The organism is Kutzneria kofuensis, from assembly GCF_014203355.1.
In the GTDB taxonomy this organism is placed as follows: domain Bacteria; phylum Actinomycetota; class Actinomycetes; order Mycobacteriales; family Pseudonocardiaceae; genus Kutzneria; species Kutzneria kofuensis.
Genome location: NZ_JACHIR010000001.1, coordinates 8,714,609 through 8,737,631, shown reverse-complemented (window position 1 = coordinate 8,737,631; position 23,023 = coordinate 8,714,609). Strand labels below are relative to the sequence as shown.

Here is a 23,023-nt window from a genome sequence, read left to right as displayed (position 1 = left end):
TCAGCTGGTCGGGCATCATGAACGGGCCGGGCATGTGCAGGGTGGCGCCGGACAGGAAAGCGCCGTACGGCAGGCCCCACGCGTTGACGTGGAACATCGGCACGATGGTCAGCACCCGGTCGGCCTCGGTGATGCCCATCAGGGACGCCGACAGCACGGCCATGGCGTGCAGGTAGGACGACCGGTGTGAGTAGACGACTCCCTTGGGGTTGCCGGTGGTTCCGCTCGTGTAGCACATGGTCGCCGCGGACCGCTCGTCCAGCTCGGGCCACGCGAAGCCGGGCTCCTCGGCGGCGATGATGTCGGAGTACCGCACGACACGGTCGCCGAGCACGCCGGCGTCGCCGTCGCCGACCACGATGAACTTCTCGACCGCGCCGAGGTCGGCCAGGCTGCGGGCGAGCAGCGGCACCAGGGTGTCGTCCACCATGATGATCTTGTCTTCGGCGTGGTTGACGATGTGCGACAGCTGCTCCGGGAACAGCCGGATGTTCAGCGTGTGCAGCACCGCGCCCATGCCGGGCACCGCGAAGTACGCCTCCAGGTGCTCCTGGTTGTTCCAGCAGAAGGTGGCGACCCGGTCGCCCGCCCCGACGCCCAGCCTGGTCAGCGCGGCGGCGAGCCGCTCGGCGTTGGCGGCGATCTCGGCGAAGGTGGCGCGGCGGAAGCCGGCGCCGGTGTTCGTCACGCACTCGCTGCCGCCGTACACGGCGGCGCCGTGGCGCATGATCGCTGTGATGGTGAGCGGGTACTCCTGCATGGTGCTGACGATCACGCGGCGACCTCCGTTGGACGACTGCCGGCCACGTTAGTACCGACCGGTTGGTATGGCAACGGCCGCCCTCGTTCACCAAGAATTCATGCCGCGATCCGGCCGACTCCCGACTGCGCCCGCGCGGCCGGGGCGATGATCGTCACCAGCGGCGCATGCGGCGTCGCGACCGGAAAACCTTTGGGAGACAAGGGTGAAGCGGCTGATCAGCATCGGCCTCGCGGTCGTCCTGGTGACCGGGGTGGCACTGGCCGTGATATTCGGCCGCGACGCCACCGAAAGCGCCCAGCTGACCACCGTGCGCGGCGTCATCGGCTCGGAGAAGTTGGCCTTCTTCACCGACCAGCGGGTCAGGGACGCGTTCGCCCGGCACGGGTTGGACGTGCGGGTGGATCCGGCCGGCTCTCGGCCGATGGCCACCCAGACGGACCTGTCGAAGTACGACTTCGCCTTCCCCTCCAGCAGCCCCGCGGCCGACCGCATCCAGCACGACCACGCCAACTCGCACACCTACGCACCGTGACAACGTGGTGAACACGCCGGAGCAGGAGACCGCCGTGCTGCCCAAGGTCACCAAGCTGTTCACCGACCAGGGCTACACCCAGAACAGCACGGACGCGCCGTTCGAGGACTACCTGTCCGCCGGCATCGGCCACAACCCCATGGTGCTGGTGTACGAGGCGCAGTACGCGGATCGGCTCGTGCGCGACGACGGTTCGATCAAGCCCGACATGCGCCTGTGTACCTGTCCCCCACCGTCTACTCCAAGCACACGCTCGTCGCGCTGAAGGGTCCGGGCGACCAGGTCGGGCAGTTGCTCAACAGCGACCCGGAACTGGCTTCCCTGGCCGCCACCTTCGGTTTCCGCACGCAGGACCCCAGGTACTTCACGCAGGTCGTCGGCGGGCACAAGCTGCCGCTGCCGACCTCACTGGTGGACACCGTCGACCCGCCGTCGTTCGAGACGCTCGAACGCCTGCTGGAGGCCGTCGGAAAGCAGTACGGGTCGTGAGCGAGCGGCCGTTGACCGCGCCGGAGCCGGTCGGCGCGGTGTCGCCGTCCCACGCCACCGACATGGTGCCGGTGCCGGCGGATCGGCTGGTCGAACTGGCCGACGACGCCGAGCGCATCGCCGCCGAGCTCGGCGCGATGGACCCGATGGCGCCGGACTTCTCCGTGCCGGTGGGCCGGGTTCTGGCGCTGGGCGAGGCCGAGATGCGGGTGGCGGCGGCGATCGCCGGCCGGCTGTTGGACCGGACCGTGCGGGGCGTGCACCCGCCGGCCGACCAGGTCGGCGTGAGCCTGACCGAGCTGCGGCAGCGGATCAACGAACTGGATCCGGCCGGGCGCAGGGTGTTCGGCATCAGCCTGGGCAACCCGGCGAAGAAGCTGCTGGCCCGCTACCAGGCCGCCGACGCGCCGATCAACGCCGTCGTCCGCTCGCTGCGGGCCCGCCAGGACGACCTGCGCCGGGACAACGCGGCGATCCAGGGCGAGCGGGAACGCCTGTGGGAGGCCATGGGCAAGCTGTCCGAGGCAGCCGCGATGGCCGGCGCGGTGGACGAGGCGGTCGACCGCCAGGCGTCCATCATGGACCTCGCCGATCCGGCACGGGCCAACGCGGTCCGGGCCGAGGTGCTTTTCCCGGTGCGACAACGGCATCAGGACCTGCTCACCCAGCTGGCCCTCTGCGTCCAGGGCTACCTCGCGCTGGACGTGTTGCGACGCAACAACGACGAGTTGATCCGTGGCGTGGACCGCGCGGCCGGCACGACGGTGTCGGCGCTCGACCAGATCAAGCGCACCGCGGACGGGCTGGTGGCCGACGGCGACACCGCGATCTACACCAGCCTGGAGAAGGCGTACCAGATCCTGGAGCAGCAGTCCGACGCCGACCCGGACCGGTTCACGTCGATCGTGCTGATGACCGACGGCGCGAACAACGAGGGCGACGACCTGAACGGTTTCACGGCTTTCGTCGCCGGGGTTCCGGACCGGCTCAAGGGCACGCCGGTGTTCCCGGTGCTGTTCGGCGAGGGCGACCAGGCCGACATGACCGCCATCGCCGCCGCCACCGGCGGCAAAATGTTCGACGGGCGCAGCGAGTCGTTGTCCGACGTCTTCAAAGACATTCGCGGATACCAGTGATGGGCGTCAGCAGATATCTGGGGTCGACGAAGAACATCGCCGGCTGCGCGGGCGGACTGGTCGGGCTCGGTCTGCATCTCGCCGGCGTCGGGGGCGACTACTGGCTCGGGGTGGTCGCCGCGCTGTACGCCGCCGGCGCGCTGGCCGCCCCGCCCGAGCGGGTGCGGCTGATGCCGCCGCAGCCCGCGGAGGAGGCCGAGGCGTTGCTGCGCGGGCTGGACGCACTCGTGGCGCGGGTGCGCGGGCTCGGCAATCGGATGCCGGCCGAGGCCGTCGAACGGCTGGACCGGATCGCCGAGGTGCTCTGCGGTCTGCTCGCCCGTCCGGCGGAGCTGAGCGCCTACCCGGACACCCTGCACGCGGTCGCCCGGATCGCCGCGACCGACCTGCCGTTGACGGTGCAAACATTCCTGAACATGCCGTGGTGGTACGCCGTGACCCGCCGCGTGGCCAGCGAGCCGAGCGCCGCCGAGCAGCTGCTCACCCAGCTCGACCTGCTGGAACAGGAGGCGAAGCGGCTCGCGGAGGAGTTCTACGACGCCGACTCGCGGCGCCAGGCCGACCACACCCGTTACCTCGAGGGCCGGGCGCGTCGCGACGATAAGTGACCCGCCTGGCGTAACGTTCGCGCAGGTTGGCAAGATACGCGGCACCACTGCACCGACTGCGGGAAGGAACTCGGTTGAACAACCAGACCTCCCAGGTGGACGACCTGCGCTTGGTGGCGACGCCGAGTGCTGTCAACGTCGCCGAGATGTTCGTCCGCTTCTCCCTGATGGAGTGGTCGCTGCGACCTCTCGTGCCGTTGGCGACACAGGTCGGGCGGCACCTTGTCGCCGCGGTGGTGGACAACGCCGGTTCGGGGGTCGCCGGCTTCCTGACCGTGCGGTTGCGGCTGCAGGGCGACGGTCTGGTTATCGAGGTCGAGGACGAGCAGGTGGCCACTCGTCCCGTGGTGTCACCGGAGGTCTCCGGCGCGCGCATCGGCGTCGTGCCCACCGCGTACGGCACGCGGCTGTGGAGCGAACTGCCGCTGCCGAACAACATGACCGCCAAGTCGGTGCCGCTGCCGCGTCGCGAGCAGCGCCGGTCGCCCGCCGCCGAGGCGCTGGCCGACGAGCCGCTCGGTGTCGACCCGCAGGTGATGCAACGGATCCTGAGCGCGCTGGGCGGTCCGCAGGATTTTCGGATGTGACCGGTTTCGAAACGCGGTATCGCGGGTAACCGGCGGTCGTGAATGTTGATCCCGACAGTCTCACCGCGCGGGGCCTGTCCCGCTACGTCTTCGCCGTCGCCTCCTCGCTGCGCGTGCCCCGGCACGCCGTGCACTACGAGGTGAGCGAACTGTCCAGCGCCTATCTGGCGCTGCACCGCCGCAGCCCGGCGTTCCCGGAACTGGACCTGATGCTGCTGTGGGACGAGCGGCACGGCTGGTCGGTCGCGCTGGAGACGGCGCCCGCCGACGACCCGGTGGTGCTGGCCTATCTCGGCGACGACGTGCTCGCCGAGGCGGACGAGGTCCACCGGTTCGTCGAGGACGTGATCGCCGGAAGGTGCCCGGGCCAACCCGATCCGCCGCCCGCCCTCGACGCCGAGCAGGCCGAGGAGCTGGTGTGGCGGCTCGCCGCCCGCGCCGAGGACGGCCTGGCCGCCTGACGATCATCCACTGTAGACACTCGGGGTGATCGGCCGTCCCGTTGTCCGCGGCTGGCACGATGTTCGCCCCGGCCGTGTTTCCTTGCCGATCCGGATGTTGTCGCCCTGCTCGGTCGCCTCAGCGCCGAGGCAACCGATCCCGGCGGCGGCAGCCTGAACCTCCCGCTCGCCGACCGGGTTACTTGGCGGCCGCCGCGGTGCGGATGAAGCGGACGAGGTCTTCGATGTCGTAGCCGAGTTGCTGTCCGCGTGAGGACGCCATCAGCAGCAGCTGGCCGACGATGGTGGCGCCGAAGCCGTCACGGCCGTCGGGGGCCCACTCCCACAGTTTCTCGATGCCCAGATCGGTCATGAGCAGTCCGTGCGCGGTCCGCACCTCGTGGCAGACCTCGGCGACGGCGTCGAGCAGGGTGGGGGCGCTGCGCGCGCAGCGGAGCCCGAACAGGCCACCGAAGTCGTCGGGCACGCAGCCGGCGGGCGGGTCGGCCTTGATGGCGTCGTACATCGGGTCGTCGTAGTCCGGCGCCGGCCACGACTGGGTCACGTGCAGGAGGTGGAACTCGTGGGTTGGCTCGACCACCTGAACCTCCTCCACCGGCCGGATCAGAAGAGGATACCGCCTGATCAGCGCCCTGTGTCGGTCGTCCGTTCACTCCGACGGCCGCGATCGGCGACCGGTCGAAGCGTGTAGACGATGGGCGTGACAGCCGTGGCGAGGGCCTCGGCCGTCCCGGCGCCGACGGTGCTCCAGTAGGTCCTCGACTGGTCACAAATGGTAGTTGAACGGTCGCTCATGGCGGACCAATGAACGGCAACGTCACCGGAACGTTGGCATCGGCGCCGAGGCTGTCGGACGCGTGTTGTCGCATCCCAACCTTGTGACCCGCGTCACATCCACTCCCGCCGTGGAAACCTTTACAGTTACGGACGGCCCGCCGCCGCGACCCTCACCGAGGAGGAAGAAGTCGATGGCCGGCGCGCTCTCCCGCAGGCAGATCATCAAGCTCGGCGCCGCCGTGACCGGTGCGCTCGGGCTGGCCCCGCTGTTCGACGCCCCGGCCGGTGCGGCCGGGCGCCGTGGTCACGACGTGCCGACGCTGCCCTGGCCGGCGGCGAACGACATCGTCGCCAACACCAAGCTGCCGGTGTTCCCGGACCGCACGTTCAAGGTCGCCGACTACGGCGCGGTGGCGGACGGCAAGACCGACAACACGGCGGCCTTCGCCAAGGCGATCTCGGCGGCCAACGCGGCCGGCGGCGGGCACGTCGTCGTCGCCAAGGGCACGTACGTCACGGGCGCGATCTATCTCAAGAGCAACGTCGACCTGAACCTCGCCGCCGGCGCGACACTCAAGTTCAGCGGCGACGCCTCGAAGTTCCCGACGGTGCTCACCCGCTACGAGGGCATCGAGTGCATGAACCGCTCCCCCATGATCTACGCGCACGGCGAGCAGAACATCGCCGTCACCGGCAGTGGCGTGCTCGACGCCGCCAACACGTCGTCGTGGAACAAGGGCAGTGACCGCGCCTACCTGGACGACCTGGTGGCCAAGGGGGTGCCGCCGGAGAAGCGGGTCCTGCCCGGCTCCGGCCACACCATGCGGTCCACGTTCATCGAGCCGTACTCCTGCGACACCGTGCTGATCCAGGGCGTCACGCTGAAGAACTCGATGTTCTGGCAGCTGCATCCGACGCTGTGCAAGAACGTCACCGTCGACGGCGTGAGCACCGACCCGAGCACCGCTCACTCCAACACCGACGGCTGCGACCCCGAGTCCTGCGACCACGTCGTGATCAGCAACTGCAATCTCGGGGCGCACGACGACAACATCGCCATCAAGTCCGGCCGCGACGCCGACGGCCGCCGGGTCAACGTGCCGTCGCAGAACATCGTGGTCGTCAACTGCACGATGAACGGCAACTGGGGCGCGATCACCTGCGGCAGCGAGCTCACCGGCGGCATCCGCAACGTGTACGCGTACAAGATCAAGGTCACCGGCGCCACGAAGTTCGCCCTGTACGTCAAGTCGAACACGCTGCGCGGCGGCTTCGCGCAGAACATCAACCTGGACAGCGTGAGCGGCACCTTCGATCGCGCCGTCGCGTACGTGACCGTGACCTACAACGGCCAGACCGGCAAGTACCCGCCGAAGTTCGGCCCGTTCACCATCACCAACTGCTCGAGCAGCAAGGTCAACGGCAAGGTGTTCGACGTCAGCGGCCTGTCCGACGACCACGTCGCCGGCTTCACCGCACAGGACTGCGCGTTCGACGGCGTCTCCGACACCAAGAACACATTGTCCAATGTGGACGGACTGAAGCTGGTCAACGTCAAGGTGAACGGCAAGAAGCTGGGATGACGCCAGTTCTCCCGCCGCCCGGCCCCGGCCGCCTACGCCACCCGACGACCGGCCACGGCCCGATGCTCGTCCCTGATCACCGGTCCTGCGCTTGCCGTTCCACCGCCGAACTGATCGACGCGCCTTGCCCGGCCGGCTGACGGTCACGAAGCGAGGAACCGCTCCAGCTGTTGCACCACGAAGGCGTGGTCGTCGGCCTGGGGCAGGCCGGAGACGGTGATGGAGCCCACGACGCCGACGCCGCGGATGGTGAGCGGGAACGAGCCGCCGTGGGCGGCGTACTGGTCGGGGTCGAGGCGGGACTTCTCCTCGAAAGTGCCGCCGCCGGCGCGGAAGTGGCAGCCGACCTGGTACGAACTGCGGCCGTAGCGGCGGACGACCCGGGACTTGCGCTCCACCCAGGCGTCGTTGTCGGCGGCGGTGCCGGGCAGGGCGGCGTGGAACAAGCGCTGCCCGTTGCGTTCGATGGACACCACGACCGGCAGCGCGCGTTCCCGTGCGGCGGTGACCATCTGCACGCCGAGGGCCCAGGCGGTGTCGTTGTCGAAGCGGTCGAAGACGAGCCGGCGTTCCTGCTCGCGGAGCTCGTCGAGGTCGGGGTCAGCCATGCCCAGACTTAATCAACACTGTTGCGAAAGAGCAAGCCCGCCCGCGGGCCCGATTTCACGGACGCCAGACGGGTTCGGTGCCGACGGCACCCCACACCCTGCAGCGTGGGTCAACAACAACGACTCGTTCTCGTCCGCGCAATCCCTCGACAACTCCAGGACAGGCCGATGGGCCCCGCCGCGCGACGGGGCCCATCGGGGTGGAACGAATCAGCCGATGCCGTTGAAGATCTTCGAGTAGGCGTAGCCGACCTTCTTGTCGTAGGAGTGGACCTCCCAGAAGGACAGCAGGCTGACGCCGTTGGACTTGGCGAACTGCAGCAGCGTCTTGGCGTTGGCCTGGGTGAAGTTCTCGTTGTCGTCGTTCTTGCCGGCGATCGGGGTCAGCCCGAGCATCGCCCACGCCTGCGCGGAGGAGATGCCGTAGAGGCTGGCCAACTGCTTGGCCGTGCCCTTGGCGGCGGACTCGGCGTCGTTGAGGGCGTTCTCGCCGTCACCGAAGTCCATCGTCATGATGTTCACGGTGCTGACCTTGACGCCCTGGGCCTTGGCGTCCTTGAGCAGGTTGAGCGCGTTGCTGGGCAGGCCGCCCGGGTCGACCGGCAGGGTGAAGTCGACCTGCACCGACGGGTCGGCCTTCTGCAGCGCGGCCAGCGCCTGGTCGCGGCGCGTGATGGACGCCTTGTTGTTCAGCGGCGAGCCCTCGATGTCGAAGTCGAGCCGGTGCACGTTGTTGGTCTTGACGACGTTGGCGTACGCGGCCTGCAGGCTGCCGGTGTTGGTGCAGGTCAGGGCCAGCTCACCGCCCTCGGCGCCGCCGAAGGAGATGATCACGTCGCCGCCCTGGGACTGCAGCGAGCTGATCTGGGACTTGAACGCACCGACGGCGGAGCCGCCCGCCTCCCACTGCGGCGTGCAGCCGCTCTTGGGAATGAGGAACGCCAGCGTGTAGTGGCTGACGCCGGACGCGCTCTTGTCCGCGGCCATGTCGCCGACGGTGCTGCTGGACAGCTCCAGGTAGGGCGCGGCGAACTTGGCGGGGAAGGACTTGGGCGTGGCCGCGGTGGCACCGGCCGTGCCGGCCGCCAGCGCCGCGGCGGGCAGCAGGGCCGCGGCGGCGATGACGATGGCGCGACGAACTGCGCTTGCCATGGACAGGGTTTCCTTCCTAGCAGGGACGAGGAAGGCGGCGGTGTGCGGTCCGCCGGGAGTGGTTCCCAATAGTTAGGAAACCTTCCTGACGGATTCACCCAGACGCTAAGGCCACGGCCCGACGCCGTCAAGATAGTGGCCGGTTCGGGCGCTTTGCCTGGTTGGCCGGGATGGTCGGCGCAAGACGGCTACCCGGAGGATCCCTATCCCCGGTTCGGGTGAACGCCGCCGTGATCGTCTCAGTAGGGTGGAGGCATGGCAGGTGCCGACGAAGCGGCGGGCCCGGACGCCCGCAGACCCGACCACTTCGACGTGGTCCTCCGGGGCTACAACACGCGCCAGGTGAACGAACGCGTGACACGCCTCGAGTTCGACCTGCGCACCGCCACCCGGGAGCGGGATCTCGCCCGGGCCGGCAACGCGGAGCTGGCCAAGCGGCTCGGCGCGGCCGAGGAGGAGCTGATCTCGCTGCGCGAGCGGGTCCGCAAGCTGGCCGACGAGCCGGTGACCGGGGAGAACGTCAACGAGCGCGTGCGCATGATGATGGACTTGGCCGCCGAGGAGATCGCCGAGCAGCGCCGGGCCGCCGAGCGCGAGCTGGCCGAGCAGCGCGCCGAGCTGCAGCAGCGGCGGGTGCAGCTGGAGCGGAAGTACAACGAGCACAACGACTCCCTCGACCGCGAGTACGACGAGCTCAAGGCCAAGCTGAGCCGCGAGCACGAGCAGCTGATGGCCCGGGCGCGGGCCGAGGCCGCGAAGGTGACCCGGTTCGCCGAGGAGCGGGCGGCGCTCACCGTCCGCGAGGCCGACGAGCACGCACGGCAGCAGACCGCCGCCGCCGACGAGCACACCGCCCGGATGCGGGCCCTGCACAACGAGTTCCGCGAACGACTGGTCGCCGCCCGCGCCACCGCCGAGCAGGCCGTCGCCGAGCTGGCCCGGATGGCCGACGAGTGATCTACACCGTCGACCTGCCCGGTCCCGGTCGGCTCAGCACCATGGCCAAGCCCCGGCTCGGTGACCTGCCGACGCTGCGGGCCGCCGGTGTGGACATCCTCGTCTGCGCGCTCACCGACGAGGACTTCGCCGACGCCGGCCTCACCGACGAACCGAAGGCCGCCGTCGCCGCCGGCCTCGAGTTCGTGCACCTGCCCATCCCGGACTGGACCGTCCCCGACCGGGACCAGATCCTGCCCGTGCTGCGCGACCTCGCCGCCCGCCTAGACGCCGGCGCCGGCATCGTCACGCACTGCTGGGCCGGCATCGGCCGGTCGTCCCTGCTGGCGGCCTCGATCATGGTGCTGCGCGGTCTGGAGCCCGACGACGCGTGGGCGCGGATCACCAAGGCCCGCGGCTACCCGGTGCCGGACACCGAGCAGCAGCGCGAATGGGTAAGGACGCTCACCTCCTGACCCGACGCCCGTCGCTACCGGCGCTGACGGCTCAGAACTTCGAGTACGTGAACCACCTTTCCAGCAGCGCCGGGTCGCCGGTGGTCTTGATCCGCGGGTCGTCGGCGCCGATCCGGCCGTAGACGAGCAGGAGCAGGGCCTCGACGGTTTCGGCGCTCACGGTGGCGTCGGGATCGGGGACGGCGGGCACCAGGCCGAAGGAGTCGGGGTCGAGGCGAACGGTCCAGTCGACCTCGGTGCCCCAGACGCCGAAGCCGATGGTCCGGCCGTCGCCGCGCAACTCGGCGACGCCGGGGGTGAACGTCACCGCGGAGGGCAGGTTCACCAGGAACTCGGCAACGCCGTCCGCGGCCAACACGGGGTCGAACTCCGTCGGTGAACCGGCGGCGAGCTCGGCGTCGTAGCGGTGGATGAGGCACTCCATGGCCATGCGCCGCACCCAGAACCGCACGGTGCCGCCGGGGCCCCACGTCCACATCGCGGCATCCGGATCGGCGGCGCGAAGCACCTTGCCGACCTCGACGTGGCGGTCCACCAACCAGTCCGGGTAGTCGGCGACGGCCGCCGGCACGCCGTAGTCGACGTCCTGGAAGGGAAGCCGCTCCGGCGACCGTCGGTCGATCATCGCGGCGAACCACTGCTGGAGCACGCCGACGTGCTTGACCACGTCGGCGAGTGTCCACTCCGGACAGCACGGCACCGCGGCCGAGAGGTCGTGGGCACGAGCGACCGCGCCGATGCGGGTCACCTCCCGCGAGACGGCCTCGCAGTAGGTCGAGTACGGCAGGGTGTCCTCAGCCATGGGTGATCCGTCCTCCGAGCATGGTCAGCACGATCGGCATGTCCCGCAACTCCCCCGCAGCCGGATCCCGTTCCGCGACAAGGAGATCCGCCTCGTCTCCGACCTCGACCGAGCGGCGCCCGCCGCACGCCGCGGCCAGCGCGACATCCAGCGGGATCCGCTGCTCCGGGTGCCACGCCGGCCGCGAGTCGTCGGTGCGGGTGACGGCGCTGGCGATGCCGTCCCACGGGTCCAGCGGCGCGACCGGGGCGTCCGATCCGATCTCCAGCGTCGCACCGGCCGCCAGCAGCGACTGGTACGGGAAGGCCCGAGCGGTGCGGCCGGCCCAGTGCCGGTCGGCGACGTCACGGTCGTCCGGCGCATGCGCTGGCTGCACGGAGGCGATCACGCCGAGTTGTGCGAACCGGGACAGGTCCCGCTCCGACACCAGCTGCGCGTGCTCGATCCGCCCCAGGCAGCCGACCTCCTCGAAGGCGTCCAGCGCGATCTCGTTGGCCCGGTCGCCGATCGCGTGCACCGCCGGCACGATCCCGTTCTCCCAGGCCCGCCGCATCAGCGGCACCAGTTCCTCCGGCGGGACGACGACCATGCCGTGCCCGTGACCGTCGTACGGCTCGTGGCAGTAGGCGGTCCGCGTGTTCAGCGACCCGTCCACGAACAGCTTGTACGGCCCCACGGTCAGCAAACCGTCGCTGCCCGGCACCACCGAACCGGTCCGGTAGCCGCGTTCGATGGTCAGCTCCAGCAGGTGCTTGGCGATCACGCCCGCCACCCGCACCGACGGCGGCCGGATGGCCAGCCGCCGCTTCCAGTCGGCGATGGTGTCGGTCAGCTCGTAGTCGACGATCTTGGTGACGCCGCGGGCGGCCGCCGCGTCGGCGGCCTCCAGCACCCACGCGTCGGTGTCGCCGGCCGGCAGCCGGGCCGTGACGGCCATGCACTCCGCCTCGACGAGTACGCCGGTCGGGTGATCCAGGGCGAGTTCCTTGAGCGCCGCGGGACTCAGCCAGAGCGTGTGCAGGTCGCTGCTGAACATCGCGACCTTGCGGCCCGGCATGGCCGCCTCCAGCAGGTCCTTGTGCGGCGCGTCCGGCCACAGGCCGTCGACGAAGTTCGCGCCGAACACCCAGTCGTCCGCACCGGTGCGGACGAGCTCGACCGCCTCCGCGGCGGAGTTGGCCTGCCCCAACGGAATTCGTCGCCTGGTCGCCGCCCACTGCTGCATGTGCACGTGGGCGTCGACCAGCCCCGGCAGCAGATGGCCGCCCTGGCCGTCGATCTCCTCGCCGGCCGGCGTTCCGGGCTCGGCGAAAGCTGTGACCACTCCCCCACTCACCTGCACGTCCACCAGCCGCCCGTGCCGATGCACGTTGCGCAGCACCAGATCCGTCATGCGGACAGCCGCTCGCGCAGGAACGCCACGACCCGGTCGCGCGCGGCCAGCGCCTGGTGCCCCGGCCGGTCGCGGACCTCGGCGGTCAGCACCGAGTGCGCCCGCTTGCCGAAGCCGCCGGGGTTGCCCGGCTTGGAGTCCAGCTCGATCACCTCGAACGCGTCGCCGAGCCGCTTGCGCAGCGTCGCGAACCGCTCGGCCGGCACGGCCGGGTCCTCGCTGAACCGCAGGCCCATCACGCACAGGCCGTCCTCGGTGCGCTTGACGACGGTCCGCAGCTCCTCCTCCGACACGCCCGGGTCGGCCCGGCGGGCGGCGCCGATCGGGAACGGCACCGAGGGCTGGCTCATCACCGGCGCCAACACCACGTCCTCGACGGCCGTGGCCAGCGCGAAACCGCCCGTGAAGCACATGCCGATCACGCCGACGCCCTTGCCCGGCGTGCGGCCGGCCAGGTCACGGGCGACCGCGCGCAGGTACTGGGTGATCGGCCGCTGCGCGTTCGCGGTGAACGCCCTGAACTCGGCCGACACGCACAGCCGGGCGATGGTCCCGAGCACGTAGCCCACGGACATCGGCTTGCCCGGCGTGCCGAACGGCGACGGCACCACCACGGTGAAGCCCTGGTCGACGAGGTGATCGGCGAGGCCGAGCACCTCCGGCGTGATGCCCGGGACCTCGGGCACCAGCACCACGCCCGGCCCCTCGCCCTTCTCGTAGCAGTCGTAGGTCAGGCCGGCGCCGGTGAACGGCGCCTTGCGCCAGCCGGTGAGGTCGGAGGTGGGCGCGTCGCTCATGCTGCCGAGTCCTTTCCCACGACGACGCCGCGGACCGCGGCCTCGATCGCCGCGCGAACGATCTTGGGGTCGGGCTCATCGTAGGTCGGCACGGTGACCGGGTTGCCCGAGCCCCACGCCGCCGCGGTCGCCAGCACCAGGGTCAGCACCACCTCGGGCGGGTATCGGTCGTCGATCCACCCGTCGGCCTGCGCCCGCGCGATCGCCGCCACCTTCTCCCCGTTGGACTTGGCGATCTCCGTCAGCGCCTCGTCGTAGTCGCCCTGCTCCAGCCGGAACCAACCGGCCAGCCGCAGCAGGCGCGGGTTGGCCCGGAAGAAGTCGTACAGCAGGCCCGCGTAGCCGGGCAGGTCCGCCACCGTGAACGGCACCTCGTCCAGCAGCCGCACCACGTGCGCCTCGAACACGGCGCGGAACAGCGTCTCCTTGTTGGTGTAGTAGACGTAGATCAGGTTCTTGTTCGCCTGGGCGGCGGCCGCGATCCGGTCCACCCGGGCGCCGGCGATGCCGTAGCGCGAGAACTCCTCGGTGGCGGCCTCCAGCAGGCGGGCCCTGGTGGCGTCGGATCGGGACATGCATCGACCGTAGCAGCGGCCACACGGCCGGCCGGACCAGCCGTTCACCAGGGTTTGTCGGTCTTGAGGACACGCGCGGGCCGGACGGGACGAGCCGGCCGCTACAGGTCGATCACCTCGAAAGCGACGCCGTACTTGGCCCCGAGCAGGGCGCCGGTGGGCCGCCCGGTCGACTCCAGGAACTCGCGCGGATCGCTCATCGGGTTGTCGACCAGGCCCCGCAGGTACTCGGCGTGCGCCTCCAGCGACGCGACACCGAGGTCGAAGGTGGCCGTCACGTCGACGCCGTGCCGCGCGTTCGGGCCGGCGGCGACGAACATGTGCTTGGCCTTCCACGGCTCCAGGCCGAGGTCCCGGAAGACCCACCGGTTCGCCGCGTCGCGGGTGGCGTCCAGCGCGGCCCGGCCGACGGCGATGTGATCGGCCTGGTTGGGATTGCCCGGCCCCCAGAACTCCCGCCAGCTGCTCGTCACGACGACGTCCGGCCGGTGCCGGCGAATGGCCTCGGCGAAGGCCCGGCGCAGCGGCAGCCCGTACTCCACGACACCGTCCGGGAAGCCGTAGAACTCCACCACGTCCACGCCGACGATCGCGGCCCCAGCCCGCTCCTCGGCCTCGCGCAGCGGACCGCACTGCTCCGGGTCGAGGCCGTCGATGCCGGCCTCGCCGCTCGTCGCCAGGCCGTAGACGACGCGCTTGCCCTGGGCCGTCCAGCGCGCGATCGCCGCGGCCGTGCCGTACTCGAGGTCGTCCGGGTGCGCCACGAGCGCCAACACGCTGTCGAAGGACTCGTCGATGGGCTCCAGCGGCTCGGGCATCGTCACGGCCGCAACGGTACCTCGGTCACGCCGTGTCGCGGCGGATCAACTCGGTCGGCAGCAGCACCGACGGCGGCAGGTCGTCGTCGCCCTCGAACTGCGCGAGCAGCCGCCACGTCATCGTCCGCCCCAGTTCCTCTATCGGCTGCCGGACCGTGGTCAGCGGCGGCACCGACGTCGCGGCCAGCCCCGAGTCGTCGAAGCCGATCACCGCGACGTCCTCGGGAACGCGGATTCCACGCCCGCGCAGCACGTGCAGCGCCCCGATGGCCATCAGGTCCGACGCCACGAACACCGCGTCCAGGTTGGGATGGGCGATCAGCAGCTGCTCCATCGCCGCCGTGCCGCCCTCCAGGCTGAAGTCGGCGTGCACGATGGTGTCGGTGGGCCGGCCGGCCATGGACAGCGTGCGCCGCCAGCCGCTGAGCCGGTCGATGCCCACGGCCATGTCCCGCGGCCCGGCGATGGTGCCGATGTGCCGGCGGCCCTGGTCGATCAGGTACTGCGCGGCCTGCCCGGCGCCGTTGAAGTTGTCCGCGTCCACGTACGGCACCTCGACCTTGGCCAGCGGCCGCCCGCACAGCACCACCGGCACCCCGGAGGCGACCAGCTGCCCCGGCAGCGGGTCCTCGCCGTGCAGGCTGACCACCAGCGCCCCGTCCACGTGCCCGGAGGTCAGGTAGTTGGCCATGGAGCCGTGGTCCTGCTCGTCCTGCGCCATCAACAGCACGAGCTGCAGCCCGCTGCCGGCCAGGCCGGCGTGCACGCCGCGCAGCACCCGGGCGAAGAACGGGTCTCCGAGCACGCGGTCGCCGTGCTCGGAGACCACCAGCGCGATCGAGTTGGTCCGCTTCATCGCCAGCGACCTGGCCAGCATGTTCGGGCTGTAGCCGAGGCTGGTCACGGCCCGCGCGACCGCCTCGCGCGCCTTCGCGCTGACGTAGGTCCGGCCGTTGATCACCCGTGAGGCGGTGGACCGGGACACCCCGGCCACCCTGGCCACCTCGTCGAGGGTCGGGACCTCCCGGCCTTCGTCGACCACGCTGAACCCCTACTCCGGCAGGGCGTTCGCCCTCGCCACCGTTGCGTACCACCTGCCGCTCAGCTTAGGAGTGCGGTCGAAGGTGTCGAAGTCGACATGCGCTATGCCGAACCTTTTCGCGTAGCCCTCGGCCCACTCGAAGTTGTCCAGCAGCGACCAGGCGAAGTAGCCGCGCACGTCAACGCCGGCCTCGATCGCCTTCTCCACGGCCCGCAGATGCTGTTCGAAATACCGCTGCCGGGCAGGGTCGTCGACGAAGCCGCGGTGGTCGGCGACGTCGTCGTAGGCGGCGCCGTTCTCGGTGATGTGAATGGGCAGCCGCGGGTATTCGTGATGCAGGCGGTTCAGCACCGTGAACAATCCCTCGGGCAATTCCTCCCAGCCCATCGCGGTCGTCGGCAGATTCCGGCTCACGTTGTGCGCGTGTTCGGAGCCGATCCATTCCGGGGTGGTTCCGCCGGGCTGCCCGGTGACGTGGTGGCCGGTGTAGTAGTTGACGCCGAGCGAGTCCAGCGGGGCGCCGATCAGGGCCAGGTCGCCGGACCGGATGTGGTCGGCGAACCCCAGCGGCTCCAGGTCGGCCAGTACGTCGGCCGGGTACCTCCCGCACAGCACCGGGTCCAGGAACAGCCGGTTCTGCAGGCCGTCGACCCGCCGGGCGGCGTCCACGTCGACCGGGTCGTCGGGGTTGACCGGGTCGACCGGGTAGAGGTTCAGCGTGATGCTGACGTTCGACCGGATGATCGAGCGGGCGAGGCCGTGCGCCAGCAGGAGATGGTGCACGGCGGCGGCCGCGGCGCGGGGCTCGCGCCGGCCCGGGGCGTGCACGCCGGCCCCGTAACCGAGCAGCGAGGCGCAGTAAGGCTCGTTCAGCGTGGTCCAGTTCTGGACGCGGTCGCCGAGCGCGTCGTGCACGACCTGGGCGTAGTCGGCGAAGTGCTGCGCGGTGTCCCGGTTGGCCCAGCCGCCGCGATCCTCCAGCCGCTGCGGCAGATCCCAGTGGTACAGCGTGAGAAACGGCGTGATGTCACGATCGAGCAGACCGTCGACGAGCCGTTCGTAGAAGTCGATGCCCTTGCGGTTGACCGCGCCGTCGTCGTCGATGACCCGGGGCCACGACACGGAGAACCGATAGGCGTTGAGGTTCAGCTCGGTCATCAGCGCCAGGTCGACGTCGAGCAGGTGGTAGTGGTTGGCCGCCACGTCCCCGGTGTCGCCGCCGGCGACCCGGCCGGGTGTCCGGCTGAACACGTCCCACACGGATTCGCACCGGCCGTCCTCGGCCGCCGCGCCCTCCACCTGGTAGGCGGCGGTCGCCGCGCCCCACAGGAATCCTTCCGGGAACACCATTCACCCCTTCACGGCGCCCTGCATGATGCCGGCGACGAGCTGGCGCCCGACCGCGACAAACAGCAGGAAGATCGGGATCGTTGCCAGCGTGGTGCCGGCTAGCACCAGTGCGTAGTTGACGTAGTAGCCGGCCTGGAGCTGCTCCAGGGCCAGCTGGATGGTCGGGTTGTTCTGGTCAAGCGCGATCAGCGGCCACAGGAAGTCGTTCCAGGACTGCATGAACGTGAACAGGCCGAGCATGGCCGCGGCCGGGCGGGACGCCGGCACGGCGACGTGCCAGAAGACGCGGATCATCGAGCAGCCGTCCGAGCGGGCCGCCTCGATCAGCTCGGACGGCACCGCGTCGGCCAGGTACTGACGCATCCAGAACACGCCGAACGCGCTGACCAGGTTGGGCACGATCACCGCCTGCAGGTGGCCGGCCCAGCCGAAGTCGGCCATGGCCATGTAGAGCGGGATGATGCCGAGCTGCGTCGGCACCGCCATCGTCAGGACGACGAGCACAAAAAGGACGTTGCTGCCACGGAACTGCAGCTTGGCGAAGGCGAAGCCGGCCAGCGTCGAGAAGACGACGACCGACAGCGCGACCGAGCCGGAGACGATGACGCTGTTCATCAGCGCGTGCCAGAACGGAATCGTGTCCAGCACCTGTTGGGCGTTGCTGAAGAAGTTGCCGCCGGGCAGCAGCGGCGGCACCTTGTCGGTGAGGATGTCGTTGCCGTGGCTGGGCACCAGGAACGACCAGTAGATCGGGAACACCGAACCGAGGATGAAGGCCACCAGCAGGCCGTAGACGAGGAAACCCGGTCGGCGGGTCATCGGGCCAGCCTCCTGGTGATGAAGTAGTTGCCCACCGCGGCGATCACGATCACCAGGAACAGCACCCAGGCGATGGCGCTGGCGTAGCCGAGCCGCTGGTTGTCGAACGCGGACTGGTACAGGTACAGCGTCACGGTCTGGAACTGGCCGGTCGAGCCACCGGTGTCCGAGCCGGGCATCGCGCTGAACAGCTTGGGCTCGGTGAAGATCTGCAGGCCGCCGATGGTCGACGTGATCACCACGAAGATGATGGTCGGCCGCAGCATCGGCAGCGTGATACTGGTGAACCGCCGCCATGGGCCGGCACCGTCGATCATCGCCGCCTCGTTCATCTCCGGCGGAATGGCCTGCATGGCGGCCAGCACGATCAACGCGTTGTAGCCGGTCCAGCGCCAGTTCACCATGGTGGCGATGGCGATGTGGCTGGCCAGCCGGTTGGCCTGCCAGTCGATCCGGCCGATGCCGACCATGTCGAGCACCGAGTTGACCAGGCCGTAGTTGACGCCGAACAGGTTGCCGAAGATGATGCCGACCGCCACCAGGCTGGCCACGTACGGCACCAGCACGCCCATCCGGAAACCGGTGCGCAGCCTCAGGTTCGTGTTCAGCAGCGCGGCCACCGCGACCGCGACGATCACCTGCGGCACGCTGGAGAGCAGGAAGATGCTGACCGTGTTGAGCAGCGCGTTCCAGAACTGCGGGTCGGCCAGCAGCTCGGTGTAGTTGCCGGCGCCGAGGAACTTCGCCGTGTCGTCGCCGAGCCGCCAGTCGAACAGCGACACGTATGCGGTGTACAGCAACGGAAACAGGCCGACCACCGCGAACACCACGAAGAACGGCGCGACATAGACGTAGGGCGAGACCTTGAGATCCAGTTTGGACCAGCGGTCCGGCCGCCCGGCGACCGGAGCGGTGGCCTCCGGTCGCCGGGCGGGCAGTCGAGTCAGCGTCACTTCGCTGCCTTCTGTGCGCCGGCCACGGCCTGCTGCCAGCCATCGGCAGCGGACTTGCCCTGTTCCACCGCCTGCAGCGCCGGTGCGAACACGTCGTCCTGGATCTGGCCGTCGGCCGGACCCTTGTACTGGGCCTTGGTCAGCTTCTTGGCCAGCTCGGCGTACAGCGCGCCGGTCTTCGGGTCGGCGAAGTAGGCGTTGGTGGTGTTGAGCAGCTCGGGCGACTGCAGGGCCTGCACCTGGCTGGGGAACGGCCCCTTGGCCACGAACGCCTTGATCTGCTGCTGCGGCGCGGTCAGCCAGGCCGCGAGCTCGGCGGCCTCCTTGGGGTGCTTGCTCTGCAACGGAACCGTGAGGTACGAGCCGCCCCAGTTGCCGCCGCCGTCGGGGAAGGCCGAGGAGACGGCCCACTTGCCCTTGTTGTCCGGACCCGAGTTCTGCTCGATCGAGCCGAGCATCCAGGCGGGGCAGACGGTGGTGGCGAAGCCGCTGGTCTTGAAGCCGGCCTGCCACTCGTTGCTGAACGACACCAGCTTGGCCGACTCCTTGTCGGCGATGGCCTGCGTGACCGCGTTCCAGTCCTTCTGGATGTCGGGGTTGGTCGCCACCACCAGGTTGTCGTTCTGGTCGTAGTAGCCGACGTCGTGCTGGTTGTGCATGGCGTTGAAGATCTGGGTCGACGTGTCGAACCAGGGCTTGCCGGTCTTCTGCACGTAGGTCTTGCCGGCGTCGAAGTAGCTCTGCCAGCTGCTGAACAGCGCCTTCACGCCGTCGGCGTCGCTGGGCAGGCCGGCGGCCTGCAGCAGGTCCGTGCGGTAGCACATGGCCAGCGGGCCGATGTCGGTTCCGTAGCCGATCAGCTTGCCGTCCTTGGACTTGCCGGCCTCGTACTTCCACGGCAGCCAGCGGTCCGGGCCGGCGTCGGCCGGGCCGATCTTGCTCAGGTCGTTGAACTTGTCGGACTTGGCCATCACCTGGGCCCGGTAGCCCTCCTCGATGGCCTCGATGTCGTCCAGCCCCGAACCGGCCGCGAGCTTGGTGAACAGCTCCTTGTGGTGCGGCGCGGCCTGCCCGACCTTGTGCTGTGTGACGACGATGTTCGGGTGGTCGGCCTGGTACTGCTTGAGCAGGTCCTCGTAGCCGAACTCGCCGAACGTGGCGATCGTCAGGTGGACCTTGCCGTCGGCGGCGTCGCCGGCGCCGCACGCCGTGACGGTGCCGGCGATGACGGCCGCCGCGACGGCGGTCGCGAGAAGTCTGTGACGCATGTGCTCCGCTCCATTCTGGAAGCGCTTCCAGACGCTGCGGGCGAGTTTGTAGGGCTTCTACGGCTTCGTCAACAGGGTGAGGCCATCTCGTGACCGAAATTCTGGAAGCGCTCCCAGTTCCCTGGGGCAGAAAAGCGGCGCCGCCGGAAGCTCCGACGGCGCCGCTAGGTTACCGCTCCGTCACCCCACGTGCAGGATGTCGCGGGCGGCCGCAGCCGCCTCCTGCGCCGCGCAGGAGACCAGATCGCTGCCCGCCTTCACGTCGAACCTCGGCAGGTTCCAGCCCTGGAGACTGACCACCGGCGTGGCCCCGCGCAGGTCCGCCGCGTCGTAGGTGACCGTGAGGGTCTGGGACTCCCCCGGCCACAGCGTGACGTCGTTGTCGCTCCACAGGCCCGAAGTCACCTGGTTGTCGCCGGGCTTCTCGGTGCCGTCCGCATTGCCGCGGCGGATGTCCGCCCGCAGGAAGAAGCCGACGATCGGCTGCTTCGAGGTGTTCGTGACCGTCACCTTCGTGGCCTGCTTGCCGTCCCGCTGCTTCTGCGACGCCGCCACCGCGGAGACCTTGGCCTGCTGGAGGCCCTGGAGACCCTGAAGGTCCGCGTACTGGGTCATGGTCGCCTGCGGGTTGCCGTAGCTCGCCGGCCAGTCGACGACGTCCTGCTGCGTGGACAGCCAGTAGACGTTGCGGTCCACGACCTGGTTTCCCTTGCGCAGCAACAGCTCCACGAAGTACGTGCCGGCCTTGGCCGGCGGCGTGGTGACCGCGGGCGTCTTCGGCTTCAGCACGTCGTTGCGGACCTGCTGGCTGGCCAGGCTGGTCGGGGCCGACCGCTGGTCGTCCAGCACCTTGCCGCTGGTGTCGTAGACCTTGGACTGGACGGTCAGGCCGTCCTGCATGTCGGCGCCCAGGTTGTCGATCGTGACGCCGCCGTCGTCGTAGGAGTACAGCACGTGCAGCGGCTCGTTGGCCTTCTTCGCGCCGAAGAAGCTGCCGGCCTGGTCGCCGTCGTTGTTGTAGAGCGTCCAGAGCAGGCTCGGCCAGCCCTTGTTGCCCTGCCAGTAGATCGTGCCGGTGGCCGGCGTCGGCTGGTTGGTCGAGTGGTCGATGAACGCCTCGAACTGCGAGCGGGTGTTCTCGTAGTTCTGCACCTGCGCCTGCTGCACGTACTGCCGCAGGCTCGACCACTGGCCGTAGCGGTTGGCCATGGCCGTGTCGAAGGTGAACAGCGTGCCGAAGTTGTAGCCGCCGTGGTCGGCCTCGAAGTTCAGGTGGTACTGGTTGTAGGCCGGGTCCTGCCACAGCTTGGCCTGCTCGTCCGCGCTCATGAAGCGGTTCAGCGAGTCCAGCGTCGGCACCGTGTCGCCGGCGCTCTGCTCGCTGTCGAAGCCCCAGGAGCCGCCCACGTTGGTGCGGGAGTCGTCGGTCGGGTCGAAGTGCGTGGTGTCGTACCAGTAGCTCGGGGGCACGTAGTCGTACGGGCCCTCCTTCTCGCCGGCCTGGCCCAGCTGCGGGCTGGCCTTGTACTCCGCCGAGGCCACCACCGGCTGCGTGAAGTCCGCGTCCTTGAAGCCCTGCAGCGACACCGCCTCCTGGCGGGGCGTCGGCTGGTTGTCGCTCCAGTTGAACGTGATCACGCTCGGGTGGTCGCGCAGCCGTTCGCCGACCGTCTGCGCCGACAGCTGGATGATCTTGAAGTCCTCGTCGGTGACGCCCTTCTCGCTCGTGGGCAGCTCCCACCGGTCGCAGCACGACCAGCCGGCGTTGACCATGATGCCGGCGCGGTCCATCTGCTGGTAGAAGTCGTCCGGCAGGAAGTGGCCCTCGACGCGGACCAGGTTGACGCCCATGTTCTTGAGCAACCCGACCTGCCTGGCGATGTCCGCCGAGTCGTAGCGCAGGAAAAGGTCCTCCGCGAAGCCGGCGCCGCGGATCACCAGCGGCTTGCCGTTGATCGCGTAGCGGCGGACACCCTCCGGAGCCGCCGGCGAGGGGCCGACCAGCTCGGTCGTCACCGTGCGGATACCGAACTGCTCACTCGTGCCGCTGCCCTGCACGTCCGTCGTCAGCGTGTACAGCGGCTGGCTGCCCAGGGAGTACGGCCACCACATCTTCGGGTGGTCGATGACGATCGGGTGGAAGGTCACCGTCCGGGTGGTGTGGGGCTCCAGGGTCACCGTTTGCTGGACCGTCGTCTTCCGACCGTCCGGTGCGGTGACCGTCGCCTTGGCCAGGCTCGTGACCGTGCGGTCGGTGTTGTTCGCGACGTCCGTCTTCGGCGTCAGGGTCGAGCGGCTCAGGTCCTTCGCGTTGTCCTGCAGGACGCGGGCGTTGCCGTTGGTCAGGGCGCCCGAGACCCTGAGCTGGACCGGGAAGTGGATGCCCGTGTTGTTGTCCGGCGGGACCTGGTTCCAGTCGATGTCGGAGACCGTGAACATCTTGCCCGGGTCGTTCGGGTAGACCTCCAGGGCCAGCGTGTTGCGGCCGTTGGTGAGGATCTTCGACACGTCGAAGGTGAACTTCGTGTAGGCGCCCGTCACCGTGGCGCTCGTCGCCACCTGCCGGCCGTTGACCCAGACGTCCGCTTTGCCGATCACGCCGTTCACGATCAGCTGCGCCGTGCCGCCGTTGCGGAGGTCCGGCGTGAAGTCCGTCCGGAACCACCAGGGCACCGCGAACTGCGGCACCGTCACCGGGCCCGCGTTGTCGTCCGTGAAGCCGAAGCACTTGCGCATGTTGTCCGAGAAGTAGACGTTCGGGCACTTCCCGTTCTGCACCAGCGCCCCGATCTCCGTGCCCGGGGCCCCGCCGTCATCCGGCCGCACCTTCAGCCAGGTCGCCGTGTCGAAGCCCGGCTTCGACACCTCCTCCCCCGACTGCTTCGCGTCCGCACTGCTTTGCACCTGCCAGCCGTGCAGCCCCAGCGTCTCCAGCCCCGTCGCCCCAGTCGCCGGCGCCGCCTCGCCCGGCACCGCCGCCGTGGCCGCCACCAGGCTCATCACCACCGCGCACGCCAGCGCCGTGCCCAGCGTTCGTCTCATCAACCCCAGCTCCCCGCCCGCCGAAATAGTTCAGAAGGTTTCCTAACACACAACCC

General features: G+C 69.7%; 25 protein-coding genes. 10 read left to right on the top strand and 15 right to left on the bottom strand.

The genetic code is table 11. From position 1 onward, the window contains the following. A partial coding sequence (locus tag BJ998_RS39330) for an AMP-binding protein (RefSeq protein WP_221338292.1) occupies positions 1–775 on the bottom strand: 775 nt, incomplete at its 3' end. Positions 776–965: 190 nt separating this feature from the next. Here BJ998_RS39330 and BJ998_RS48100 point away from each other — a divergent pair. The 7 genes from BJ998_RS48100 (at position 966) to BJ998_RS39305 (ending at position 4,576) form a co-directional block, all read left to right on the top strand. Then, positions 966–1,295, top strand: a complete 330-nt coding sequence (locus BJ998_RS48100; protein WP_246488749.1) for a hypothetical protein — start codon at positions 966–968, stop codon at positions 1,293–1,295. A gap of 4 nt (positions 1,296–1,299) precedes the next feature. Continuing rightward, positions 1,300–1,560, top strand: a complete 261-nt coding sequence (locus BJ998_RS48095) for a hypothetical protein (protein WP_246488748.1) — start codon at positions 1,300–1,302, stop codon at positions 1,558–1,560. Then, positions 1,512–1,784: a hypothetical protein gene (locus tag BJ998_RS48090; RefSeq protein ID WP_246488747.1), complete on the top strand. Its 273-nt coding sequence runs from the start codon at positions 1,512–1,514 to the stop codon at positions 1,782–1,784. Before BJ998_RS48095 ends, BJ998_RS48090 begins: the two co-directional genes overlap by 49 nt. Beyond that, complete coding sequence (locus BJ998_RS39320; protein WP_312890530.1) at positions 1,781–2,920, top strand: toxic anion resistance protein; 1,140 nt, start codon at positions 1,781–1,783, stop codon at positions 2,918–2,920. The genes BJ998_RS48090 and BJ998_RS39320 overlap by 4 nt, the downstream gene beginning before the upstream one ends. Continuing rightward, a complete protein-coding gene (locus BJ998_RS39315) occupies positions 2,920–3,528 on the top strand; it encodes a hypothetical protein (protein ID WP_184868308.1) in 609 nt (202 codons plus the stop codon). Before BJ998_RS39320 ends, BJ998_RS39315 begins: the two co-directional genes overlap by 1 nt. A 74-nt stretch (positions 3,529–3,602) precedes the next feature. Further along, positions 3,603–4,115, top strand: a complete 513-nt coding sequence (locus BJ998_RS39310) for an ATP-binding protein (protein WP_184868307.1) — start codon at positions 3,603–3,605, stop codon at positions 4,113–4,115. 38 nt (positions 4,116–4,153) lie between these two features. Further along, positions 4,154–4,576, top strand: a complete 423-nt coding sequence (locus BJ998_RS39305) for a DUF6292 family protein (protein WP_184868306.1) — start codon at positions 4,154–4,156, stop codon at positions 4,574–4,576. A 178-nt stretch (positions 4,577–4,754) separates the two neighbouring features. On the opposite strand, the gene BJ998_RS39300 is transcribed toward BJ998_RS39305, so the two are convergent. Then, positions 4,755–5,156: an amidase gene (locus tag BJ998_RS39300; RefSeq protein ID WP_184868305.1), complete on the bottom strand. Its 402-nt coding sequence runs from the start codon at positions 5,154–5,156 to the stop codon at positions 4,755–4,757. A gap of 388 nt (positions 5,157–5,544) precedes the next feature. On the opposite strand from BJ998_RS39300, the gene BJ998_RS39295 reads away from it, so the two are divergent. Beyond that, positions 5,545–6,936 (top strand): glycoside hydrolase family 28 protein, encoded by a 1,392-nt coding sequence (locus BJ998_RS39295; RefSeq protein ID WP_184868304.1) that lies wholly within the window; start codon positions 5,545–5,547, stop codon positions 6,934–6,936. Positions 6,937–7,079: 143 nt separating this feature from the next. On the opposite strand, the gene BJ998_RS39290 is transcribed toward BJ998_RS39295, so the two are convergent. Then, positions 7,080–7,544: a heme-degrading domain-containing protein gene (locus BJ998_RS39290; RefSeq protein WP_184868303.1), complete on the bottom strand. Its 465-nt coding sequence runs from the start codon at positions 7,542–7,544 to the stop codon at positions 7,080–7,082. 210 nt (positions 7,545–7,754) lie between these two features. Next, on the bottom strand, positions 7,755–8,696 hold the full coding sequence (locus BJ998_RS39285) for a chitinase (RefSeq protein ID WP_184868302.1): 942 nt from the start codon (positions 8,694–8,696) through the stop codon (positions 7,755–7,757). Between the two features lie 255 nt (positions 8,697–8,951). On the opposite strand from BJ998_RS39285, the gene BJ998_RS39280 reads away from it, so the two are divergent. Both BJ998_RS39280 and BJ998_RS39275 read left to right on the top strand, forming a co-directional pair. Continuing rightward, the gene (locus BJ998_RS39280; protein WP_184868301.1) at positions 8,952–9,653 is read left to right on the top strand and encodes a coiled-coil domain-containing protein; all 702 of its coding nucleotides are present in this window, start codon (positions 8,952–8,954) and stop codon (positions 9,651–9,653) included. Further along, the gene (locus BJ998_RS39275) at positions 9,650–10,108 is read left to right on the top strand and encodes a protein-tyrosine phosphatase family protein (RefSeq protein ID WP_221338291.1); all 459 of its coding nucleotides are present in this window, start codon (positions 9,650–9,652) and stop codon (positions 10,106–10,108) included. Before BJ998_RS39280 ends, BJ998_RS39275 begins: the two co-directional genes overlap by 4 nt. A 31-nt stretch (positions 10,109–10,139) precedes the next feature. Here BJ998_RS39275 and BJ998_RS39270 read toward each other — a convergent pair whose 3' ends face one another. The 11 genes from BJ998_RS39270 to BJ998_RS39220 form a co-directional block, all read right to left on the bottom strand. Next, the gene (locus BJ998_RS39270; protein ID WP_184868300.1) at positions 10,140–10,910 is read right to left on the bottom strand and encodes a maleylpyruvate isomerase family mycothiol-dependent enzyme; all 771 of its coding nucleotides are present in this window, start codon (positions 10,908–10,910) and stop codon (positions 10,140–10,142) included. Beyond that, positions 10,903–12,303: an amidohydrolase gene (locus BJ998_RS39265; protein ID WP_184868299.1), complete on the bottom strand. Its 1,401-nt coding sequence runs from the start codon at positions 12,301–12,303 to the stop codon at positions 10,903–10,905. The genes BJ998_RS39270 and BJ998_RS39265 overlap by 8 nt, the downstream gene beginning before the upstream one ends. Further along, on the bottom strand, positions 12,300–13,100 hold the full coding sequence (locus BJ998_RS39260) for a dienelactone hydrolase family protein (protein ID WP_184868298.1): 801 nt from the start codon (positions 13,098–13,100) through the stop codon (positions 12,300–12,302). The genes BJ998_RS39265 and BJ998_RS39260 overlap by 4 nt, the downstream gene beginning before the upstream one ends. Then, on the bottom strand, positions 13,097–13,675 hold the full coding sequence (locus tag BJ998_RS39255) for a TetR family transcriptional regulator (protein ID WP_184868297.1): 579 nt from the start codon (positions 13,673–13,675) through the stop codon (positions 13,097–13,099). Before BJ998_RS39255 ends, BJ998_RS39260 begins: the two co-directional genes overlap by 4 nt. A 101-nt stretch (positions 13,676–13,776) precedes the next feature. After that, the gene (locus BJ998_RS39250; RefSeq protein ID WP_184869218.1) at positions 13,777–14,493 is read right to left on the bottom strand and encodes a PIG-L deacetylase family protein; all 717 of its coding nucleotides are present in this window, start codon (positions 14,491–14,493) and stop codon (positions 13,777–13,779) included. Positions 14,494–14,518: 25 nt separating this feature from the next. Continuing rightward, positions 14,519–15,535: a LacI family DNA-binding transcriptional regulator gene (locus tag BJ998_RS39245; RefSeq protein ID WP_184868296.1), complete on the bottom strand. Its 1,017-nt coding sequence runs from the start codon at positions 15,533–15,535 to the stop codon at positions 14,519–14,521. 9 nt (positions 15,536–15,544) lie between these two features. Further along, positions 15,545–16,885 (bottom strand): GH1 family beta-glucosidase, encoded by a 1,341-nt coding sequence (locus BJ998_RS39240; RefSeq protein WP_184868295.1) that lies wholly within the window; start codon positions 16,883–16,885, stop codon positions 15,545–15,547. Then, positions 16,886–17,704: a carbohydrate ABC transporter permease gene (locus BJ998_RS39235; RefSeq protein WP_184868294.1), complete on the bottom strand. Its 819-nt coding sequence runs from the start codon at positions 17,702–17,704 to the stop codon at positions 16,886–16,888. Further along, positions 17,701–18,651, bottom strand: coding sequence for a carbohydrate ABC transporter permease (locus tag BJ998_RS39230; protein ID WP_221339532.1), 951 nt, complete (start codon positions 18,649–18,651; stop codon positions 17,701–17,703). The genes BJ998_RS39235 and BJ998_RS39230 overlap by 4 nt, the downstream gene beginning before the upstream one ends. Before the next feature lie 2 nt (positions 18,652–18,653). Next, positions 18,654–19,925, bottom strand: a complete 1,272-nt coding sequence (locus BJ998_RS39225) for an ABC transporter substrate-binding protein (RefSeq protein ID WP_184868292.1) — start codon at positions 19,923–19,925, stop codon at positions 18,654–18,656. A 180-nt stretch (positions 19,926–20,105) separates the two neighbouring features. Then, positions 20,106–22,967 (bottom strand): glycoside hydrolase family 2 protein, encoded by a 2,862-nt coding sequence (locus tag BJ998_RS39220; protein WP_184868291.1) that lies wholly within the window; start codon positions 22,965–22,967, stop codon positions 20,106–20,108. Positions 22,968–23,023 lie beyond the last annotated feature (56 nt).

Excerpts from the sequence above, each read along its gene's own strand:
- BJ998_RS39315 (WP_184868308.1), top strand. The coding sequence starts at position 2,920 with ATGGGCGTCAGCAGATATCTGGGGTCGACGAAGAACATCGCCGGCTGC.
- BJ998_RS39295 (WP_184868304.1), top strand. The coding sequence starts at position 5,545 with ATGGCCGGCGCGCTCTCCCGCAGGCAGATCATCAAGCTCGGCGCCGCC.
- BJ998_RS39290 (WP_184868303.1), bottom strand. The coding sequence starts at position 7,544 with ATGGCTGACCCCGACCTCGACGAGCTCCGCGAGCAGGAACGCCGGCTC.
- BJ998_RS39285 (WP_184868302.1), bottom strand. The coding sequence starts at position 8,696 with ATGGCAAGCGCAGTTCGTCGCGCCATCGTCATCGCCGCCGCGGCCCTG.
- BJ998_RS39280 (WP_184868301.1), top strand. The coding sequence starts at position 8,952 with ATGGCAGGTGCCGACGAAGCGGCGGGCCCGGACGCCCGCAGACCCGAC.
- BJ998_RS39270 (WP_184868300.1), bottom strand. The coding sequence starts at position 10,910 with ATGGCTGAGGACACCCTGCCGTACTCGACCTACTGCGAGGCCGTCTCG.
- BJ998_RS39265 (WP_184868299.1), bottom strand. The coding sequence starts at position 12,303 with ATGACGGATCTGGTGCTGCGCAACGTGCATCGGCACGGGCGGCTGGTG.
- BJ998_RS39260 (WP_184868298.1), bottom strand. The coding sequence starts at position 13,100 with ATGAGCGACGCGCCCACCTCCGACCTCACCGGCTGGCGCAAGGCGCCG.
- BJ998_RS39255 (WP_184868297.1), bottom strand. The coding sequence starts at position 13,675 with ATGTCCCGATCCGACGCCACCAGGGCCCGCCTGCTGGAGGCCGCCACC.
- BJ998_RS39250 (WP_184869218.1), bottom strand. The coding sequence starts at position 14,493 with ATGCCCGAGCCGCTGGAGCCCATCGACGAGTCCTTCGACAGCGTGTTG.
- BJ998_RS39240 (WP_184868295.1), bottom strand. The coding sequence starts at position 16,885 with ATGGTGTTCCCGGAAGGATTCCTGTGGGGCGCGGCGACCGCCGCCTAC.
- BJ998_RS39235 (WP_184868294.1), bottom strand. The coding sequence starts at position 17,704 with ATGACCCGCCGACCGGGTTTCCTCGTCTACGGCCTGCTGGTGGCCTTC.
- BJ998_RS39225 (WP_184868292.1), bottom strand. The coding sequence starts at position 19,925 with ATGCGTCACAGACTTCTCGCGACCGCCGTCGCGGCGGCCGTCATCGCC.
- BJ998_RS39220 (WP_184868291.1), bottom strand. The coding sequence starts at position 22,967 with ATGAGACGAACGCTGGGCACGGCGCTGGCGTGCGCGGTGGTGATGAGC.